The following is a 17615-nucleotide window of genomic DNA, read 5'->3' on the forward strand; positions in this document are numbered from 1 at the left end:
CTCAACGCTTGTTCAGCACCCGAGCCAACCGATCACCGCCCAACTGAATCACCGCCACCAGAATCACCAGCAACACGATCACCGTGAGCATGATCTGCGTATCAAAGCGCTGATACCCATAGCGGTAGGCAATATCGCCCAACCCGCCCGCGCCAATCGCGCCGGCCATGGCCGAGGAGTTGATCATGGTGACGAGCGTGATGGTGAACCCGCCGACAATCCCCGGCAGCGCTTCCGGCAGCAGCACATGCCAGATGATGTGCCAGCGACGGCAGCCCATGGCCTGCGCGGCTTCGATCAGACCGTGATCGACCTCGCGCAGGCTCACCTCGGCAATCCGCGCAAAGAACGGCGTGGCGGCAATGGTCAGCGGCACGACGGCGGCCCATACGCCATAGGTGGTGCCGACGATCAGCCGGGTGAACGGGATCAGCGCCACCATCAGGATCAGGAATGGAATCGAGCGGAACAGATTGACGAATGCCCCCAGCACGCGGTTAAGCGCCGGGGCTTGGTAGATACCGCCTTTGTCGCTGGTCACCAGGAACACCGCGAGCGGAATCCCCACCAGCAGCGCGATCAGTGATGACACGCCGACCATCAACAAGGTGTCGATGGCGCCCTGCACTAAACGATCAAACCACATAGCCCAGCACCTCTGCCTGTTGTGCCCAATTGCCGGCGCGGTTGCGCAGCTCGCTAGCGTCGTGGGTCGAGCCACTCACTGCCAGCAGCAGTTGCCCCAGGGCATGCCCCTGGATGCGCTCCACGCCACCTTGCAGCAAACGCACGCGCCCACCGAGTGCGTTGAACAGCGCGGCCAGGTCCGGTTCGTCGGTGTCGCTGCCGGTGAACTGCAAGCGCAGCACCACGGCGGCGTCGGCGGATGCTGGTGTGGCCTGCAAACGGCTCTGTAACTCGTCCGGCAGCCCGTGTTGCAGCGGCGCTAGCAGGGTTTTGCTGACGTCATGCTGCGGGTTGCCGAACACTTGCCACACCGGGCCTTGTTCAACGATGCGCCCGTGTTCCAGCACCACCACGCGGTCGCAGATTTCGCGGATCACCGCCATCTCGTGGGTGATCAATACGATGGTCAAACCCAGGCGCTTGTTGATCTCGCGCAGCAGGCCGAGGATCGACTGGGTGGTTTCCGGATCCAGGGCCGACGTGGCCTCGTCGCACAGCAGGATCTGCGGGTCATGCACCAGCGAACGGGCGATGCCCACCCGCTGTTTTTGCCCGCCGGACAGCTGCGCCGGGTAAGACTTGTGCTTGTCCTGCAAACCTACCAGCTCCAGCAGCTCGCGCACCTTCTGCTCGCGTTGCAGCTTCGGCACGCCCGCCACTTTCAATGGCAACTCGACGTTCTGCCACACCGTCTTGGCCGACATCAGGTTGAAGTGCTGGAAGATCATGCCGATGCGCCGACGCAATTCCACCAGACGGTCTTCATCGAAGCCGCCGATGTCCACCTGATCGATCAGCACGCGCCCGCTGCTGGGTTGTTCCAAGCGGTTGATGGTACGGATCAGCGACGACTTGCCGGCACCGCTGCGGCCGATGATGCCGAACACTTCACCGCGCTGGATCGCCAGGTCGATGCCTTGCAAGGCATGCACAGTGCCGTCGTAGGTCTTGCCCAGGTTGATAAAACGCACATGGGCGCGGTTCAGGTCAGGGTGCAGCTCGGTCTGCTCGGCGTCCCTGGGCGGCAAGCCCAGGTCGCGCAGTTGGGCGTTGGCGGCGGTCATTTTTTATCTTCCCAGCCGACCTGGTAGAGCTTGCCCAGGGATTTATCCAGCGCAGCCCGCACGACCGGCGAATGTTGGTAGATGTCGACGAACTTGATCACCCGTGGGTCGGTTTTGCTTTTCGGCTGGATCACGAACTGAATCACGTATTCCGGGTGGTCGAGGCCATCGAACAGCAGTGCCGACTCGGCATCGAAGGTCTTGGACAGGCGGATATACGCGGGATAGCCCTGCACCAGATCGGCGTCGTCATAGGCGCGTACCAGCTGCACGGCCTCAACCTGCAGGATCTTGATCTTCTTCGGATTGGAAACGATGTCCTCTTCGGTGGCCTTGTAGCCCACGCCCGGCTTGAGGGTGATCAGCCCGGCCTTGGCCAGCAGTTGCAGGCCGCGACCGCTGTTGATCGGGTCGTTGGCAATCGCCACGCTGGCGCCTTGGGGCAGGTCGTTGATGCTCTTGTACTTCTTCGAATACAGGCCGACGTTGTTGATGATCCCCGGCGCGTACGGCACCAGGTCAAAACCGGCGGCGGCCTTGGCGTTTTCCAGGAACGGGATGTGCTGGAAGTAATTCACATCGATATCGCCCGCCGCGAGGCTGACGTTGGGCGCGATCCAGTCGGTGAATTCCACCAGTTCGACTTTCAGGCCTTGCTTGCCGGCTTCGGCGACGGCGGCTTCAAGGGGAATCGCAAAGGCCGCAGTGGTGCCGATTTTCAGCGGTGCGTCAGCGGCGAATACCGCCGAGCTGAACAGTCCGAAAGCCAGGGCCAGTGCTTTGACTGGGTGAGCGAGCAATGTCTTTTTCATAATAGGCTTCCAATTGTAGGAGCGAGCTTGCTCGCGAAAAACCTGAGGGCGCCTCGGGAAATCAGGCGCCCCGCGTTATCGTTAACGATCTTCGCGAGCAAGCTCGCTCCTACAGGGATTAGTGTCGGTAGGTGGATCCGGTGTGTTGTTCGGGAAGGCGGGCGTTGCCTTGAAAGACTTTTTCCCGCAGGGTTCCTTGTTCATAAGCAGTTTTGTAGGACCCGCGCCTTTGCAGCTCCGGCACCACCAGGTCGATGAAGTCCACGTAGCTTTCCGGGGTGACGATGCGCGTGAGGTTGAAGCCGTCCAGGCCGGTTTCGCTGATCCAGGATTCCAGCTCGTCGGCGACCTGCTCTGGTGAGCCGACCAAGGTGATGTAGCGGCCACCGAGGGCGTGCTGTTCCAGCAACTTGCGCCGGGTCCAGTCGTTGTTCTGCAGGTTTTTGGTGGCCGATTGGATCGCGTTGCTTTTCACGTACTGGATAGGTTCGTCCAATTCGTATTGCGCAAAATCGATGGCGGTGGACGCCGAAAAGTGCGCCACACCCGCTTCCGCGCTGGCATAGCTCAGGTACTCGGCGTGCTTCTCCCAGGCCAGCGCTTCGGTGGCGCCCACGATCACGTTGAGGCCCATGAACACCTTGATGTCATCCGGCTTGCGCCCAGCCTCCACTGCGCTGGCGCGCACCTTTTCCACCTGCACCTTGGTCGCTGCCTTGTTCTGGCCGCTGATGAATACGCATTCGGCATGGCGCCCGGCGAACAGCAAACCGCGATCCGAACTGCCGGCCTGGAACAGCACCGGCGTGCGTTGCGGCGAGGGTTCGCACAGGTGATAACCCTCCACCTGGTAGAACTCGCCGTGGTGCTCGACCTTGTGCACCTTGCCCGGCTGCGCATACACCCGCGCCTGCGGATCGTTGAGCACCGCGCCGTCTTCCCAGCTGCCCTCCCAGAGCTTGTACAGCACCTCCAGGTATTCATCGGCCTGGTCGTAGCGACGGTCATGCTCGACCTGCTCGGGCAGGCCCATGGCCTTGGCGGCGCTGTCGAGGTAGCCGGTGACGATGTTCCAGCCGACCCGGCCACGGCTCAGGTGGTCCAGCGTGGACATGCGTCGGGCGAACAGGTACGGCGGCTCGTAGGTGAGGTTGGCGGTGAGGCCAAAGCCGAGGTTTTTAGTGACGGCCGCCATGGCCGAGACCAGCAGCAACGGGTCATTCACCGGCAACTGGATCGACTCTTTGAGCGGTACGTCTATCGAATTCTGATAAACGTCATACACGCCGACGATATCGGCGATGAACAAACCATCGAACAACCCGCGTTCCAGCGTCTTGGCCAGCTCGGTCCAGTACTCGATGGTCTTGTATTGGGTGGACGTGTCCCGTGGATGGGTCCACAGGCCGTGGTTGATGTGCCCGATGCAGTTCATGTTGAAGGCATTGAGCAGGATTTTCTTCTTAGCCATCAGATGGTCCCCCGCAGCGGTGGGTTTTCATCGTTGAGGTAGTAATTGCCCACCGCGTGGTACTTCCAACGCACCGGGTCGTGCAGGGTGTGCACGCGGGCGTTGCGCCAGTGGCGATCCAGACCGTGCTCGGCCAGGGTCGCCTGGCTGCCGGCGAGTTCGAACAAGGTGCTGCCGGCGGCCAGGGAAATTTCGGTACTCAAGGTGCGTACTTCAGCGACGGCGATCGAGGCGGCCGCAACCGTCTCGGCATTGCTGTCGGCCTGGGCACGGTCGAGGAATTCACCCGAGCGTTCCAGCAGCGCCTCGGCGGCGTGCAGGCGGATGCTCAGGTGCCCGAAGCTTTTCAGGGTCAGTGGGTCTTCGGTGGCTTTGTCGTTGCCGGAGTCGATCCACGGGCGGGTCTTGGTGCGCACAAAGTGCAACGCATCTTCAAAGGCCGCGCGGGCGATACCCGTGTCGATGGCGGCGTGGAGGATCTGCGCCAGCGGACCGACGGTTGTGGGGCGTTCAAAGGCGCTCTGGAACGGGATCACGTCTTGCGCGGTGACCCACACGTTATCGAACACCACCGAACCGCTGCCCGTGGTGCGCTGGCCGAAGCCGCTCCAGTCGTCGATCACGCTCAGGCCTTCGCTGTCGCGCGGCACAAAGGCGAGTTGCTGCACGCCCTGATCATCCACCACCGACGTGGGGATGCGTTGGGCGTAGATCGCGCCGGTGGAGTAGAACTTGCGACCGCTGATACGGAAACCGTCACCGTCGCGGGTGATGGAGGTCACGCGGTCGTGGGCGGTCTTGGTGCCCAGTTCCGCCAGAGCGTTGCCGAAGCGTTGGCCGGCCAATACCTCGGCGTACAGGCGTTTTTGCTGCGCCGGGCTGCCGTTTACGCGCAGCACTTCCAGTGCGTAGAAATGGTTCTGCGGGATCTGGCCCAGGGAAGCATCGGCCTGGGCGATCAGCGCGATCACCTTGGCCAGGGTGACGTTGGACACGCCCGCGCCACCGTACTCCTTGGGCACGCTGATACCCCACAGTCCGGAGCGCGAGAATACATCCAGCTCAGGAAGCGGCAGGCGGCGCTCGCGGTCGCGCTGGGCGCTGTCGCGGCGGAAGTCTTCGGCCAGGTCGCTGGCGACAATAAGGGCTTGTTCGTCGCTGGTGATAACCGCGACGTGAGTAGAGACAGTCATTGTGTTCTCCAGAGGTCTGGTCGGTTAAATCCAGGAGTGACGAGCCGGCAACGTGCCGTTCAGTCGATAGGCGCCGATGGCGTGATATTTCCAGCGCACCGGGTCGTGCAGGGTGTGCACGCGGGCGTTGCGCCAGTGGCGGTCGAGGTTGAATTCGGCGAGGGTCGCGCGGCTACCGGCCAGCTCGAAGAGTTTTTCGCTGACCAGCAGCGATACCTCGGTGGTCAGCACCTTGGCCTCGGCCACGGCAATCGACGCACGGGCCGCAGACTGCGCGGTGATCGGCGCAGCGCTGACCTGGTCCAGCACCTGGCCGGCCTTGCGCAGCAGGGCTTCGGCGGCGTGCAGTTCGATTTTCAGCTTGCCGATATCGGCGATCACATACAGGTCATCGCTGGCGCGTTCGACCTTGGCATCGATCCATGGGCGTGAGCGTTCACGTACGAAGGCGATGGTGTCATCCAGCGCGCCACGTGCGATGCCGGCGTCGATGGCCGCCTGGATCAATTGGGATACGGCGCCCTGGATATTCGGGGTTTCGCCGATGCGCCAGTTTTCCACGACCAACTCGGCATCGACCGGCACCTGGTCCAGCAACACGGTGCCGCTGGCGGTGGTGCGTTGGCCAAAGCCGGACCAGTCATCGACGATGCGCAGGCCTTCAGTGCCACGGCGCACGAAGGCCATGACCTGCTTGCCGTCATCGTTGAGTGCCTTGACGGCAACCCAGTGGGCGAAGAGCGCGCCAGTGGAATAGAACTTCTGGCCGCTGATCACATAGCCGTCACCCTCAGCGCTGATGCGCGCCTTGAGTTCCAGAGTGTTTTTGGTGCCGCGCTCCGGGCCGCCATTGCCGATGCGCCAGCCGTCGAGGACGCTCTGGAACAGCTGTTTTTTCTGGCGCTCGGTGGCGGCGCCCTGCAACAGGTGCAGGATACCGAAATGGTTCTGCGGGATCTGCCCGAGGGCTGGGTCTGCCGCACTGATGATCGCGAACACATCGGCCAGGGTCACGAAAGACACCTGTGGGCCGCCGTATTCACGGGGAATGGAAATACTGCCCAACCCACTGCGGGTGAACTGTTCGATCTGTGCCCATGGCAGCTTGCGTTGCTGGTCGCGCTTGGCGGCTTGCAGGCGCGCAGCCTGGGCGAGTTCATGGGCAGCCTTCAGCGCCTCTGCGTCGTTGCGCAGCACGGCGGCCGGCAAGAGCAGGGGGGCAACGTCCAGATCACTCTGGGGGGGTGTTTGAGCCAAGTTAGACATCAGCGCCGCTCCTTGGCTGCACGTAATGCCCTGGCGTTGTGCACCGGGGTAATCCTGACCATACCGACCTCGCATTCAATGAAATAAAAACAGAAAAATCAGCGATGTCCGGTGGTCCGGTGCATATACCCTAAGCGTGTTAAATATTTAAATAAACTAACTTTTGGGAATATGCATAGAAGGTCTGTTACCCAGGCTCGCAGGGCGATCCCAGTGGGCGCGGTTGATAAATCAGCGCCAACCCGGCCTGGCGGGGCGGCGCCTCGGCGGCAATGCGTAATGTACGGGCGGGCGCCCAGCGTGAGTTGTTGCCGACGCGATCCAGAATGCAGTACGTCACCTCCAGCCGACAGTCGTCACCGGCTTCGATAATCACCGCTGAGGGCACCCACACGTGTACGGCCAGGCCGACCTCCGTGGCCTGGATCTTGGGCAGATCCAGGCGTACATCACCCCAGCGCAGGGTGATGGCATCGTCGGTGGTCATGTTGAGGTACGGCTCGATCACCAAGGGAATGCCGCGTCGTACCTGGCTGGCGTTGACGCCGTAGCGCCGGATGGTTTCGGGCAGGCCCACAGGGGTAAGGTTCTGGTTTTCGTCGCGGTACAGCGGCGAGGGCTGACCACCCGGCAAGAGGGTCTTCACCTGTACTTGCGTTACGGCTGAACGTGCAGGGGCGTGGCCGACCTGCATGACTTGGTAATGCACTTGGGTCGGGCCATCCAGCACAAAACTTTCCGGCACCCGCAGGTGGGTGAATGTGCCGATCTTGCAGGCGGTTACCCGACGCGAAGCGGCAAAGCAATTGTTCCAGAACAGCTCGATCAGGTCGCCCTCGTCCATGCCGGGATACGGCGCGATATCGACCTGCAGGTGTGCGGCGGCCAAGGCATTGATGCCATTGCCTATGGCCTGGGGCAGTGTCGGGGCGGTGAGTGGGGGACGCGTCATAAAATAATCTCCTTGATGCAGCCAGCAGCAATCGTTCCGGGCCTTTGGCGCAGGTGCGCGCGGGGGGGGGCCGAAAAGAACGATTCAGTGAATAGCCGGGATAGGATCCAATCCTCTGGGCGCTAGATAAGAGGGTTGGCCAAGGAGCGTCAATGGCGGCAAAGGGCTAAACGACGGGTTTGGAGATATTCAGAAGGGTCTGACTGGCGCGGGGATATTCGGGCGGATGTGGTGGGGTGTTTTGCAGGTTGGAACGAGGACTTCGTGTAGGAACAGGCTTGTGTGGGAGCTGGCTTGCCTGCGAAGGCATCGCCACGGGAAGACAGGTTCACCGAGGTGGCTGCATCGCAGGCAAGCCAGCTCCCACACAAAGCCTCAGTGGGCGAGAAACTTGCTCAGGAACTGTTTGGTACGCTCTTCCTTGGGGTTGGCAAACAACGCCTTGGCTTCGCCTTGTTCCACGATCACGCCCTTGTCGAAGAAGATCACCCGGTTGGCTACGTCGCGGGCAAAGCTCATCTCGTGGGTGACGATCACCATGGTGCGGTTTTCTTCGGCGAGGCTGCGGATGGTTGCCAGCACTTCACCCACCAGTTCCGGGTCGAGGGCCGAGGTGGGTTCGTCGAACAGAATCACCTCCGGCTCCATGGCCAACGCACGGGCAATCGCCACGCGCTGTTGCTGGCCGCCCGACAGACGCCGTGGGTACGCGTCTTCCTTGCCCGCCAGGCCGACTCTGGCCAGCAGCTTGCGACCCAGGGCGTCAGCCGCTTCCCGTGGCATCTTCTTGACCACGGTGGGCCCTTCGATCACATTTTCCAGCGCAGTGCGGTGGGGGAACAGGTTGAAGCTCTGGAACACAAAGCCCACGTGCTGGCGCAGGCGCCGCACCAGGCTTGCCTGCTGGTTGATCGGCTTGCTGCTGTCGATCTCGATATCACCCACCTTGATACGACCGCTGGTGGGTTGTTCGAGGAAATTCAGGCAGCGCAGGAAGGTGGTCTTGCCGGAACCGCTGGGGCCGATGATGGCGATGACTTCGCCTTCCTTGACCTCCAGGTCGATGCCGTTGAGCACCACCTGACCCTTGAATTGTTTGGTCAGTTTTTCAACCACGATCATGCTTCAGGACTCCAGGTCATGCCGGTTGACCCGGTCTTCCAGGCGATTCTGCAAATGCGCCAGGATGCTCGCCAAAATCCAGTAGATCAGGGCAGCGGAGAGATACATGGTGAAGATTTCAAAGGTCCGCGCCGACACCAATTGCGCCTGGCGAAACAGCTCCGGCACCTGAATAGTGGCGGCCAGCGCCGTGTCCTTGACCAGCGAAATAAAGCTGTTGCCCAGCGGCGGCAAGGCCGTGCGCATGGCCTGCGGCAGGATGGCCCGGCGCAGGGTCTGCGCACGGGTCATGCCGATACTGGCCGCAGCTTCCCATTGGCCGCGCTCAATGGAACCGATGGCGGCGCGCAGGATTTCACAGGCATAGGCGGCCATGTTCAGCGAAAAGCCGATCATGGCCGCCGGGATCGGATCCAGCTCGATGCCCACTTGCGGCAAGCCGTAGTAGATCAAGAACAGCTGTACCAGCAAGGGCGTGCCGCGAAAGAACGACACGTAGACTCGGGCAAGCCAGCTCACCAGCTTGAAGCGCGACAACCGCATCAAGGCCAGGCCGAAGCCCAGCAGCAAGCCGAAAAACATCCCGCCGAGGCTGAGGATCACCGTGTAATACGCGCCCTTGAGCAGAAAGGGCGCGGAGTCCAGCGCGAGTTGGAAACCTGCTTCCATTATTGAGTGACGTCAGCGTTGAAGTACTTCTCGGACAGCTTCTTCAAGGTGCCGTCGGCGCGCAGTTTGTCGAGGGCCTTGTTCACCGCGTCGAGCAGTTCTGGCTCGCCTTTGCGCAGGGCAATACCGGCTTCCTGACGGGAGAAGGCGTCGCCGGCTGCGGCGGTGTCAGGGGCTTTCTTGGCGTATTCCAGGGCGGCCAGGCGGTCGATCAGGATGGCGTCGATACGGCCGATGCGCAGGTCCTGGAACTTGGTCGGGTCGTCGTTGTAAGTCTTGATGAGGGCTTTAGGTTGGTTGTCCTTGAGCCATTGCTCGTAGTTGGTGCCCAGGCCTACACCGACTTTCTTGCCGGCCAGGTCGTCGGCGGTTTTGATCGCGTCAACGTTCTTCTTCAGCACCAGTGCCTGGATACCGGACACGGTGTAAGGCTTGGAGAAATCGTACTTTTTCTTGCGCTCTTCAGAGATGGTCACTTGGTTGACCACGGCGTCCAGACGCTTGGATTCCAGGGCGGCGAGGATGCCATCCCATGGAGTGGCCTGCAGCTTGACCTTCACGCCCAGCTCTTTGGCCAGGGCTTCGGACAGCTCCACTTCGAAACCGCTGAGCTTGCCGCTTTCATCGACGAAGCTGAACGGTGGGTAGGTGCCTTCCAGGCCGATCTTGATCTCGCCTGCTTTCTTGATGTTGTCCAACTGCTCGCCAGCCACTGCCTGGCCCAGCAGGCCAGCCCCGAGTGCCAGGCCCAAAGTGCCAACCAACAACGTGCGACGGAATACAGAAATAGTCATGAAGAGCCCCTGTGTTTTTTATGTTGAGCGAAGCAGGTGACGCAGTAGTCGTATCCTGCCTTAAAGCGCGTAGCGCGTCTTCGCCTACGGCGCGATGATAGATCGGGTTTTTAAGACTTGAAAATAATATAAATCTAATTTGATATTCTATTATTGAATATGGCGTGCATTAATGTGGGAGCTGGCTTGCCTGCGATAGCGGTGGATCAGTCAGCACATCATTCACTGACACACCGCTATCGCAGGCAAGCCAGCTCCCACATTTTAATCCGCGTTTATTCAGTTGAAGGCTGTGTTGTAAGCGAACAACGCTGGCGCGCCACCGGTATGCAGGAAAATGATCGGCCCGTCCTCAATCCGCTGACGCCCGATGCCATCCAGCAAACCGGCCATGGCCTTGCCAGTGTAGACCGGGTCCAGCAGCAGGCCTTCCTGGCTCGCCAACAGCTTGACCGCCGCCAGGGTGCCGGCGTTCGGTTCGCCATAGCGCGGGCCGAAGTATTCGTCCCACAGGATCACCTTGAAGGCTTCGGGAATATCCACACCCAGCAACTCGGCGGTGCGTTCGGCCAGGCCTTCTACTTTCGGGCGCTGGGTCTCTTCGGTGCGCGAGACAGTGACGCCAATCACGGGCAGGTTCGGCAATACTTCGCTCAGGGCCAAGGCCAAGCCACTGTGCGTTCCCGCACTGCCGGAGGCCAAGACCACGGCGGCGAACTCGATGCCACTGTCTTCGATCTGCCCGGCCAGCTCCAGCCCGGCGCGTACATAACCCAATGCACCGAGGGCATTGGAACCGCCAATAGGCACCAAATACGGTTTTTTGCCGTTGCTGCGCAGGCGGTCGGCGAGGGCGTTGAGTTGGTCGTCGACGTTGTCGAGGTTCTCCACCAACTCCACCTTGGCGTCGAACAACTCCAGCAGCAGGCGGTTGCCGTTGCCCAGGTAATTGGGGTCTTCGGTGCCGGTGGGGTTTTCCAGCAGGGCGACGCAGCCCAGGCCGAGCTTGGCGGCCAGCGCGGCGGTCTGGCGCACGTGGTTGGACTGGATCGCGCCGGCTGTCACCAGGGTGTCGGCGCCTTGGGCGATGGCGTCTGCGGCGAGGTATTCAAGTTTGCGCAGTTTGTTGCCGCCCATGGCCAGCGGCGTGGTGTCGTCGCGCTTGACGTAGATGTCCCTGCCCAACCAGGCCGACAGCCGCTCGAGTTTTTCCAGGGCAGTGGCGCCGCCCAGCAGTTCCAGGCGGTTAAAACGGTCGAGCTGTTGTTTGATCATGGCTACGCACGGTTGATGAGTATGGGGCGACTATAGGCAGGCACTTTTCATCGGGCAACCGTCAATCGCTTATTCCGGACGGTTCTTAGCATCACACCATTGGTTCTTAAGGGCGGCGAGTGTGCATACCGTAAAGTGATGGCCATTTCGTCAGGAGTGAATACCGTGAGTGAGCGTTCCAGTCATTGGCAATTACAGACCATCGTCAGCCAACTGCGCAGCGCCCGGGATCAGTGGCGGACGCGCAATGGGCGCTTGAGTGGCGAGCATGGCGGCCGCGAATTACCGTCCCGCGAGGCGGTGGCGCAGATTCTGGAGTCGTTGTGCGGTGCACTGTTTCCCATGCGCCTTGGGCCGGTGGACCTGCGTGAAGAGAGTGAAGATTTCTACGTCGGGCATACCCTCGACGTCGCCTTGAATGCCTTGCTCGGCCAGGCCCGTCTGGAGCTGCGCTACGCCGCACGACAAGGCGCCAAGGATGACAGTGAAGTCGATGCGCTCGCCATCCGCCTGATCCAGGATTTCGCCCTGGCCCTGCCGTCCCTGCGCAGTCTGTTGGACACTGACGTGCTGGCCGCCTACCACGGCGATCCGGCGGCGCGCAGCGTGGATGAAGTGCTGCTGTGCTATCCGGGCATCCTGGCGGTGATTCACCATCGCCTGGCCCACCACCTGTACCGTGCCGGTCTGCCGTTGTTGGCGCGGATCAGCGCGGAAATTGCCCACTCCGCCACCGGTATCGATATCCATCCCGGCGCGCAGATCGGACCGAGCTTTTTCATCGACCACGGGACCGGCGTAGTGATCGGTGAAACCGCGATTATCGGCGAGCGCGTGCGCATCTACCAGGCCGTGACCCTGGGCGCCAAGCGCTTCCCGGCAGACGAGGACGGGCAGTTGCAAAAAGGCCATCCACGCCACCCGATTGTCGAGGATGACGTGGTGATCTACGCCGGGGCGACGATCCTGGGGCGTATCACCATCGGCCAGGGCTCGACCATCGGCGGCAACGTGTGGCTGACGCGCAGCGTGCCGGCGGGGGCGAATATCACCCAGGCCAACCTGCAACATGATGACGGCACGCAAAAGTGATGGCACTTCCCGTGAGCGCTGAGGACTAAGCTTGCCTTGGCTGGCGTAGGAAATGTCTACCGCTCAGCCCTGCGATTAGTCCCAGACCGCCCATCCATGTTTAACTTGAATGCTCGTTCAAGTTAAACCCGGTGGTTCGCTGCCCGCTCACAACAGGAGGCTTACCTTTGCTGAGTCCGTTATTTACAGCCACATCTCACTCCCTCGGGGTGCATCGTTCATGAGTGCATCGTCCACCCCTACCAGCGGCCAGGTGCGCATGAATGCGCCGGTCTTCTACTTCGCCGCGACGTTTATCCTGCTGTTCGGCATCACTGTCATCGCTATCCCGCAACAGGCTGGTGCCTGGCTGCTGGCCGCGCAAAACTGGGCGGCCAATACGGTCGGCTGGTACTACATGCTGGCGATGACCCTGTATCTGGTCTTCGTGGTGGTCACCGCGCTATCGGGCTACGGCAAGATAAAACTCGGTGCCGACCACGACGAGCCCGAATTCAGTTACCTGTCCTGGGCCGGCATGCTGTTCGCCGCAGGGATCAGCATCACGCTATTTTTCTTCTGCGTCTCCGAACCGCTGACGCACCTGGTGCAACCGCCCCAGGGCGCGCCGATGAACGCCGATGCCGCACGCCAGGCCATGCAGATCCTGTTTCTGCACTGGGGCCTGCACGGTTGGGGCGTGTTCGCCTTTGTCGGCATGGCCCTGGCGTATTTCGCCTACCGGCATAACTTGCCGCTGGCGCTGCGTTCGGCGCTGTACCCGTTGATCGGCAAGCGCATCAACGGCCCCATCGGTTACGCGGTGGATGGCTTTGGCATCATTGCCACGGTGTTCGGCCTCGGTGCCGACATGGGCTTCGGCGTGTTGCACCTCAACTCCGGTCTCGACTACCTGTTCGGCATCGCCCATACCCAGTGGATCCAGGTGGGTCTGATCACGCTGATGATGGGCGCTGCGATCATCGTCGCCGTGGCCGGTGTCGATAAAGGCGTGCGCGTGATGTCCGACATCAACATGCTGCTGGCCTGTGCGCTGCTGCTGTTCGTGTTGTTCGCCGGGCCCACCCAGCACTTGCTCAACACACTGATCCAGAACATCGGCGACTACCTGGGCGCCTTGCCGACCAAGAGTTTCGACGTGTACGCCTACGACAAACCCAGCGACTGGCTGGGCGGTTGGACGGTGTTCTACTGGGCCTGGTGGATTGCATGGTCGCCGTTCGTGGGCCTGTTTATCGCACGCATTTCCCGTGGCCGTACCATCCGCGAATTCGTGTTTGGCGTGCTGCTGATCCCGCTGGGTTTCACCCTGGCGTGGATGTCGATCTTCGGCAACAGCGCCATCGACCAGGTGCTCAACCACGGTATGGCCGCGCTCGGTCAGTCGGCCATCGATAACCCGTCGATGAGCCTCTACCTGCTGCTGGAAACCTACCCGTGGAGCAAGACGGTTATCGCGGTCACGGTGTTTATCAGCTTCGTGTTCTTTGTAACCTCTGCTGACTCGGGCACCGTGGTGCTGTCCACCCTGTCGTCCAAAGGTGGCAACGCCGATGAAGACGGGCCGAAATGGCTGCGGGTGTTCTGGGGCGCGATGACGGCGCTGGTCACCAGTGCCTTGCTGTTTGCCGGCAGCATTGATTCGCTCAAGTCGGCGGTGGTGCTGACCTCGTTGCCGTTCTCCATGATCCTGCTGCTGATGATGTGGGGGTTGCACAAGGCGTTCTATCTGGAGTCGCAAAAGCAGATCGCCCAGCTGCATTCATTGGCACCGATTTCGACGGCTCGCAAAGGGCGCGGCGGCTGGCGCCAGCGTTTGAGCCAGGCCGTGCACTTCCCGTCGCGAGACGAGGTGTACCGTTTCCTTGACTCGACGGTGCGCCCGGCGATTGAAGAGGTGACGGCGGTGTTTGTCGAGAAGGGTTTGAACGTCGTGACGCAACCCGACCCCGCCAACGACAGCGTCAGCCTGGAAATCGGCCATGGCGAGGAGCGTCCCTTCATCTACCAGGTGCAAATGCGCGGCTACTTCACGCCGTCATTTGCCCGCGGCGGGATGGGCTCCAAGGAGCTTAACAACCGTCGTTACTACCGGGCGGAAGTGCACTTGGCCGAGGGCAGCCAGGACTACGACTTGGTGGGCTACACCAAGGAACAGATCATCAACGACATCCTCGACCAGTACGAGCGCCACCTGCAGTTCCTGCACCTGGTGCGCTGAGGCTCAGGCCCTGAGGTACAGGGCCAGTGCCACCAGGGGCGCGCCGAACACGCCACTGCCGATCACCAGCTCCGACACCAGGGGCTGGCCGGCAGTGACGACCCCTACAGCGCCATTGACCACCGCCACCCCCAACCAGATCGCCACAAAGCTGTAGGCCAGAATGTGCCGGCTCACGCCGAGCCTCTGCCCGATCAACAGCATCAGTACCAGCAGGATCAAGCCTGCGCTGATCACCAGGGTGGTGTGCATGTTCAGAGCTCCTTGCCCAGTGTGTTGTCCAGGGAATAGCGGCCGGCACCGCGAAATACCAGGTACAACGATAGCAGCGCCATCAGCACTGGATACTCGATGCCTCGGTCGATCCACGGCCACGTCGGCCCCAGCAAGTAAGCAATGGTCAGCATCTGCACGGTCATCATGGCCGCGACCAGCCGTGTGCCCAGGCCGAGCATCAACAGCAATCCACCGACTGCTTCCAGCAAGGCCACCAGCAGGCCGATCAGCTCCGCCTGCGGCAAGTGCAGGCGGTTCTGGATCAGATTGATGGAGGCCGCCATCGGGTCGGCCATCGAACCATGGGCATTGCCCAGCAATTTGGGCAGCCCGTGGGTGAGCATGATCACCCCAAAGCCTGCGCGCAGCAGCGCGTAGGCCAGGGGTTCGGCGCAGCGGTAAAGCGGGGCGAGTGCGGGGATCAACAAGGTCATGGCGAGCCTCCGCGTTTTCAGTGGCTGACCGGCTTGAGCAGGTCTTGCAGACCGACCTTCCAGAACAGCTCGGCACGCACCCGGTCGGCCACGCCGTTGACGATTTCGCAGCCGTCTTCGGAAGGGTCGATATGCCGACGCAAAGGGCGGGTGCCGAAGGGCATGTCGATGATCTCGACCATGGCCTTGGCTACCTCCGCCACATCTGCGTCGGCCGGTTCCAGTGCCGCCAGGCCGTGCAGGGCGGCTTGCGCCACACCGGCATAAGGGCCGTCTTCATACTCACTCATCCGCGCCTGGTCGGCAGGCTTGCCGGAGTGGGCGAAATGGTTGGTGCCCTTGGTGAATGCGCCGGGCACGATGATCGAGGTCTCGATGCCCCAGCGGGTCAGCTCGCTGGCGTAGGACACCGCCAGGGAGTCCATCGCCGCCTTGGCCGCGAAGTACGGCGCCAGGAACGGCGGTGTTCCACCGCGTGCGCTGCTGGACGACACCCACATCACCAGGCCTTTGCCCTGCTTGCGCAAGTACGGCAGTGCGGCGCGGTTGACCCGCTGGGTGCTCAATACGTTGATGTCATATAGCTGGGCGAACTGCTCCGGCGTGAAGGCTTCGGCCGGGCCGAACGACATGTGCCCGGCGTTGTGGATGATTACATCCAGGCGCCCGCAGTCCACGACAATCTTGGCAACGCCGGCCTCCACTGAATCGCTGGATGCCACATCCAACTCGATACTGCGCAAGTCCACCTGATGCGCGTGGGCATAGCGCTGCACTTGGGCCACCTGCGGCGCATTGCGCCCCAGGGTTTCGCGCATGCTGGCGTAGACCGTATGGCCGGCGTCGGCCAAGGCACGGGCGGTGAGTGCGCCAAAACCGCTGGAGGCGCCGGTAATCAGGATGATCGATTTCATGGTGGTGACCTCTTCGCAAGTGGGCTCAGGCGTGGTGGTGGAAACGCTGCTGCACGGCGTGGGAGAACCAGCCGGCAAAGGCCCCGAGGCTGCTGGCACCGCCCAGTTCGGCGAAGGTTTCCAGAGATGGCTCAAGGTGCGAGGCGAAGTAGGTGATCAGGCCGAGAAAGTAGCTGACGATGTTGTTCATCACCGGTACGGCCCTGAGTGAAACCACGACCATGGCCACGACAAAGACGACGGCAGGTAATGCCCATGTGCCGAAAATCGGAGCCAAGGCAGCGATGCTCTTGGCCGCCAACATGCCGAACACAAGCCCCAGCAATACACAGCCTAGGTTGGCCAGACCGTCGCGCAGGGTCAGGCCGCGACTGAAGAAGGCGACCCAGCCGACAAACATCGCCCAGACGGGCAAGGTCAGCATCCCGCTGGTGCCTGCCGCCACGGCGGCAGTGGTCGCCGCGATGGCTGTTATCAGGTTGAACATCCACTTGGATCGGTTGCGCGTGTGGTTAGTACGGTCGAGTGAGTTCATGTGCATGACTCCCTATTTTGGGTGGGTGGTTTAAACGAGCCCGCCATTGGCGCGCAGGATTTGCCCATTGATCCAAGCACCGGCCGGGCTCACCAGAAACGCCACCACGCGGGCGATATCTTCCGGTTGGCCAAGGCGTTCCAGCGGCGGCATCTTGGCCATGCCCTGGATCTGCTCTTCGCTCTTGCCGTGCAGGAACAACTCGGTGGCGACCGGGCCTGGCGCCACGGCGTTGACGGTAATCCGGCGCCCGCGCATCTCTTTGGCGAACACTTGGGTCAGGGACTCCACCGCCGCCTTGCTGGCGATGTACACCGCATAGCCGGGGAAGTTGAGGCCGACGGTGCTGCTGGAGAAGTTGACGATGCGCCCGCCGTCGTTCATGCGGGTGGCGGCCTCACGCAGGGCGTTGAAGGTGCCACGGGTGTGGATATCGAAGTTCTGGTCGTAGAGTTCATCGCTGTGCTGGGCCAGGGGCAGCGTCTTGAGGATGCCGGCGTTGTTGATCAGCACATCCACCTTGCCCAATTGCGCCTCGGTTTCGTCGAAGAGGCGCTTGATGTCGGCGGGTTTGGCGACGTCGCCTTTGATCGCTATGGCTTGGTGGCCAGCCTGGCGTAGTTCCACCACCAGCTTCGACGCCTCGGTGGCGCTGCTGGCGTAGTTGATGGCCACGGCGTAACCGTCGGCTGCGAGTTGCTTGGCGATGACGGCGCCAATGCCACGGGAAGCGCCGGTGATGATTGCTACCTGAGTCGTCATGATCTGGGTTCCTTGAACGGGGTGTGGAAGCAGATTCACATGTTTACCCAGGCCGATAAATGCGCCAGAGTTGCCT

The 17615-nt window shown here is 61.7% G+C and carries 18 protein-coding genes and 1 pseudogene; 2 read left to right on the forward strand and 17 right to left on the reverse strand.

Annotated features, from left to right (window positions below):
- Position 1: 1 nt before the first annotated feature.
- The 12 genes and pseudogenes from HX793_RS06810 to HX793_RS06860 form a co-directional block, all read right to left on the reverse strand.
- Positions 2 to 646 (reverse strand): methionine ABC transporter permease, encoded by a 645-nt coding sequence (locus tag HX793_RS06810; protein ID WP_016974994.1) that lies wholly within the window; start codon positions 644 to 646, stop codon positions 2 to 4.
- Positions 636 to 1751, reverse strand: coding sequence for a methionine ABC transporter ATP-binding protein (locus HX793_RS06815; RefSeq protein ID WP_177051816.1), 1116 nt, complete (start codon positions 1749 to 1751; stop codon positions 636 to 638). The genes HX793_RS06810 and HX793_RS06815 overlap by 11 nt, the downstream gene beginning before the upstream one ends.
- Positions 1748 to 2563 carry a MetQ/NlpA family ABC transporter substrate-binding protein gene (locus HX793_RS06820; RefSeq protein WP_016974992.1) on the reverse strand — a complete coding sequence of 272 codons (816 nt, stop codon included), beginning with the start codon at positions 2561 to 2563 and terminating at the stop codon, positions 1748 to 1750. The genes HX793_RS06815 and HX793_RS06820 overlap by 4 nt, the downstream gene beginning before the upstream one ends.
- Positions 2563 to 2700, reverse strand: a pseudogene (locus HX793_RS31200) (outer membrane lipoprotein carrier protein LolA); the annotation flags it as partial. The gene HX793_RS06820 and the pseudogene HX793_RS31200, both read right to left, overlap by 1 nt.
- Positions 2682 to 4034: an LLM class flavin-dependent oxidoreductase gene (locus tag HX793_RS06825; protein WP_177058990.1), complete on the reverse strand. Its 1353-nt coding sequence runs from the start codon at positions 4032 to 4034 to the stop codon at positions 2682 to 2684. The pseudogene HX793_RS31200 and the gene HX793_RS06825, both read right to left, overlap by 19 nt.
- Positions 4034 to 5227 carry an SfnB family sulfur acquisition oxidoreductase gene (locus HX793_RS06830; protein WP_177058992.1) on the reverse strand — a complete coding sequence of 398 codons (1194 nt, stop codon included), beginning with the start codon at positions 5225 to 5227 and terminating at the stop codon, positions 4034 to 4036. The genes HX793_RS06825 and HX793_RS06830 overlap by 1 nt, the downstream gene beginning before the upstream one ends.
- Positions 5228 to 5251: 24 nt before the next feature.
- Positions 5252 to 6493, reverse strand: a complete 1242-nt coding sequence (locus HX793_RS06835; protein ID WP_177058994.1) for an SfnB family sulfur acquisition oxidoreductase — start codon at positions 6491 to 6493, stop codon at positions 5252 to 5254.
- Between the two features lie 187 nt (positions 6494 to 6680).
- Positions 6681 to 7445: a hypothetical protein gene (locus tag HX793_RS06840; RefSeq protein ID WP_177051802.1), complete on the reverse strand. Its 765-nt coding sequence runs from the start codon at positions 7443 to 7445 to the stop codon at positions 6681 to 6683.
- Positions 7446 to 7820: 375 nt separating this feature from the next.
- Positions 7821 to 8567, reverse strand: coding sequence for an L-cystine ABC transporter ATP-binding protein TcyN (gene tcyN / locus HX793_RS06845; protein ID WP_016974987.1), 747 nt, complete (start codon positions 8565 to 8567; stop codon positions 7821 to 7823).
- Between the two features lie 3 nt (positions 8568 to 8570).
- On the reverse strand, positions 8571 to 9236 hold the full coding sequence (gene tcyL / locus HX793_RS06850) for a cystine ABC transporter permease (RefSeq protein WP_010214112.1): 666 nt from the start codon (positions 9234 to 9236) through the stop codon (positions 8571 to 8573).
- Complete coding sequence (gene tcyJ, locus HX793_RS06855; RefSeq protein WP_177058996.1) at positions 9236 to 10030, reverse strand: cystine ABC transporter substrate-binding protein; 795 nt, start codon at positions 10028 to 10030, stop codon at positions 9236 to 9238. Before tcyJ ends, tcyL begins: the two co-directional genes overlap by 1 nt.
- Before the next feature lie 279 nt (positions 10031 to 10309).
- Complete coding sequence (locus HX793_RS06860; protein WP_016974985.1) at positions 10310 to 11305, reverse strand: D-cysteine desulfhydrase; 996 nt, start codon at positions 11303 to 11305, stop codon at positions 10310 to 10312.
- Between the two features lie 165 nt (positions 11306 to 11470).
- Here HX793_RS06860 and epsC point away from each other — a divergent pair, with 165 nt between their 5' ends.
- Complete coding sequence (gene epsC / locus HX793_RS06865; RefSeq protein ID WP_016974984.1) at positions 11471 to 12397, forward strand: serine O-acetyltransferase EpsC; 927 nt, start codon at positions 11471 to 11473, stop codon at positions 12395 to 12397.
- A gap of 259 nt (positions 12398 to 12656) precedes the next feature.
- Positions 12657 to 14618 carry a choline transporter BetT gene (gene betT / locus HX793_RS06870; protein ID WP_162834914.1) on the forward strand — a complete coding sequence of 654 codons (1962 nt, stop codon included), beginning with the start codon at positions 12657 to 12659 and terminating at the stop codon, positions 14616 to 14618.
- A gap of 3 nt (positions 14619 to 14621) precedes the next feature.
- Here the strand turns inward: betT and HX793_RS06875 are convergent, their stop codons facing one another.
- From HX793_RS06875 to HX793_RS06895, 5 genes are read right to left on the reverse strand one after another with little or no spacing between them, the layout of a single operon-like run.
- Entirely contained in the window at positions 14622 to 14870 is a 249-nt protein-coding gene (locus HX793_RS06875; protein ID WP_177051800.1) for a hypothetical protein, read from the reverse strand.
- Between the two features lie 2 nt (positions 14871 to 14872).
- On the reverse strand, positions 14873 to 15328 hold the full coding sequence (locus HX793_RS06880; RefSeq protein WP_177094529.1) for a DoxX family protein: 456 nt from the start codon (positions 15326 to 15328) through the stop codon (positions 14873 to 14875).
- A 17-nt stretch (positions 15329 to 15345) separates the two neighbouring features.
- Positions 15346 to 16242, reverse strand: a complete 897-nt coding sequence (locus HX793_RS06885; RefSeq protein WP_177051796.1) for an SDR family oxidoreductase — start codon at positions 16240 to 16242, stop codon at positions 15346 to 15348.
- Positions 16243 to 16267: 25 nt separating this feature from the next.
- A complete protein-coding gene (locus HX793_RS06890) occupies positions 16268 to 16777 on the reverse strand; it encodes a DUF1097 domain-containing protein (protein WP_177051794.1) in 510 nt (169 codons plus the stop codon).
- 30 nt (positions 16778 to 16807) lie between these two features.
- On the reverse strand, positions 16808 to 17539 hold the full coding sequence (locus HX793_RS06895) for an SDR family oxidoreductase (protein ID WP_177094531.1): 732 nt from the start codon (positions 17537 to 17539) through the stop codon (positions 16808 to 16810).
- Between the last annotated feature and the right edge of the window lie 76 nt (positions 17540 to 17615).

Source organism: Pseudomonas reactans (assembly GCF_013387025.1).
Taxonomy (GTDB): Bacteria; Pseudomonadota; Gammaproteobacteria; order Pseudomonadales; family Pseudomonadaceae; genus Aquipseudomonas; species Aquipseudomonas reactans.

Excerpts from the sequence above, each read along its gene's own strand:
- HX793_RS06820 (WP_016974992.1), bottom strand. The coding sequence starts at position 2,563 with ATGAAAAAGACATTGCTCGCTCACCCAGTCAAAGCACTGGCCCTGGCT.
- HX793_RS06885 (WP_177051796.1), bottom strand. The coding sequence starts at position 16,242 with ATGAAATCGATCATCCTGATTACCGGCGCCTCCAGCGGTTTTGGCGCA.
- HX793_RS06890 (WP_177051794.1), bottom strand. The coding sequence starts at position 16,777 with ATGAACTCACTCGACCGTACTAACCACACGCGCAACCGATCCAAGTGG.
- HX793_RS06810 (WP_016974994.1), bottom strand. The coding sequence starts at position 646 with ATGTGGTTTGATCGTTTAGTGCAGGGCGCCATCGACACCTTGTTGATG.
- HX793_RS06825 (WP_177058990.1), bottom strand. The coding sequence starts at position 4,034 with ATGGCTAAGAAGAAAATCCTGCTCAATGCCTTCAACATGAACTGCATC.
- betT (WP_162834914.1), top strand. The coding sequence starts at position 12,657 with ATGAATGCGCCGGTCTTCTACTTCGCCGCGACGTTTATCCTGCTGTTC.
- HX793_RS06830 (WP_177058992.1), bottom strand. The coding sequence starts at position 5,227 with ATGACTGTCTCTACTCACGTCGCGGTTATCACCAGCGACGAACAAGCC.
- HX793_RS06875 (WP_177051800.1), bottom strand. The coding sequence starts at position 14,870 with ATGCACACCACCCTGGTGATCAGCGCAGGCTTGATCCTGCTGGTACTG.
- HX793_RS06815 (WP_177051816.1), bottom strand. The coding sequence starts at position 1,751 with ATGACCGCCGCCAACGCCCAACTGCGCGACCTGGGCTTGCCGCCCAGG.
- HX793_RS06840 (WP_177051802.1), bottom strand. The coding sequence starts at position 7,445 with ATGACGCGTCCCCCACTCACCGCCCCGACACTGCCCCAGGCCATAGGC.
- HX793_RS06860 (WP_016974985.1), bottom strand. The coding sequence starts at position 11,305 with ATGATCAAACAACAGCTCGACCGTTTTAACCGCCTGGAACTGCTGGGC.
- tcyJ (WP_177058996.1), bottom strand. The coding sequence starts at position 10,030 with ATGACTATTTCTGTATTCCGTCGCACGTTGTTGGTTGGCACTTTGGGC.
- HX793_RS06895 (WP_177094531.1), bottom strand. The coding sequence starts at position 17,539 with ATGACGACTCAGGTAGCAATCATCACCGGCGCTTCCCGTGGCATTGGC.
- HX793_RS06880 (WP_177094529.1), bottom strand. The coding sequence starts at position 15,328 with ATGACCTTGTTGATCCCCGCACTCGCCCCGCTTTACCGCTGCGCCGAA.
- tcyL (WP_010214112.1), bottom strand. The coding sequence starts at position 9,236 with ATGGAAGCAGGTTTCCAACTCGCGCTGGACTCCGCGCCCTTTCTGCTC.
- HX793_RS06835 (WP_177058994.1), bottom strand. The coding sequence starts at position 6,493 with ATGTCTAACTTGGCTCAAACACCCCCCCAGAGTGATCTGGACGTTGCC.
- tcyN (WP_016974987.1), bottom strand. The coding sequence starts at position 8,567 with ATGATCGTGGTTGAAAAACTGACCAAACAATTCAAGGGTCAGGTGGTG.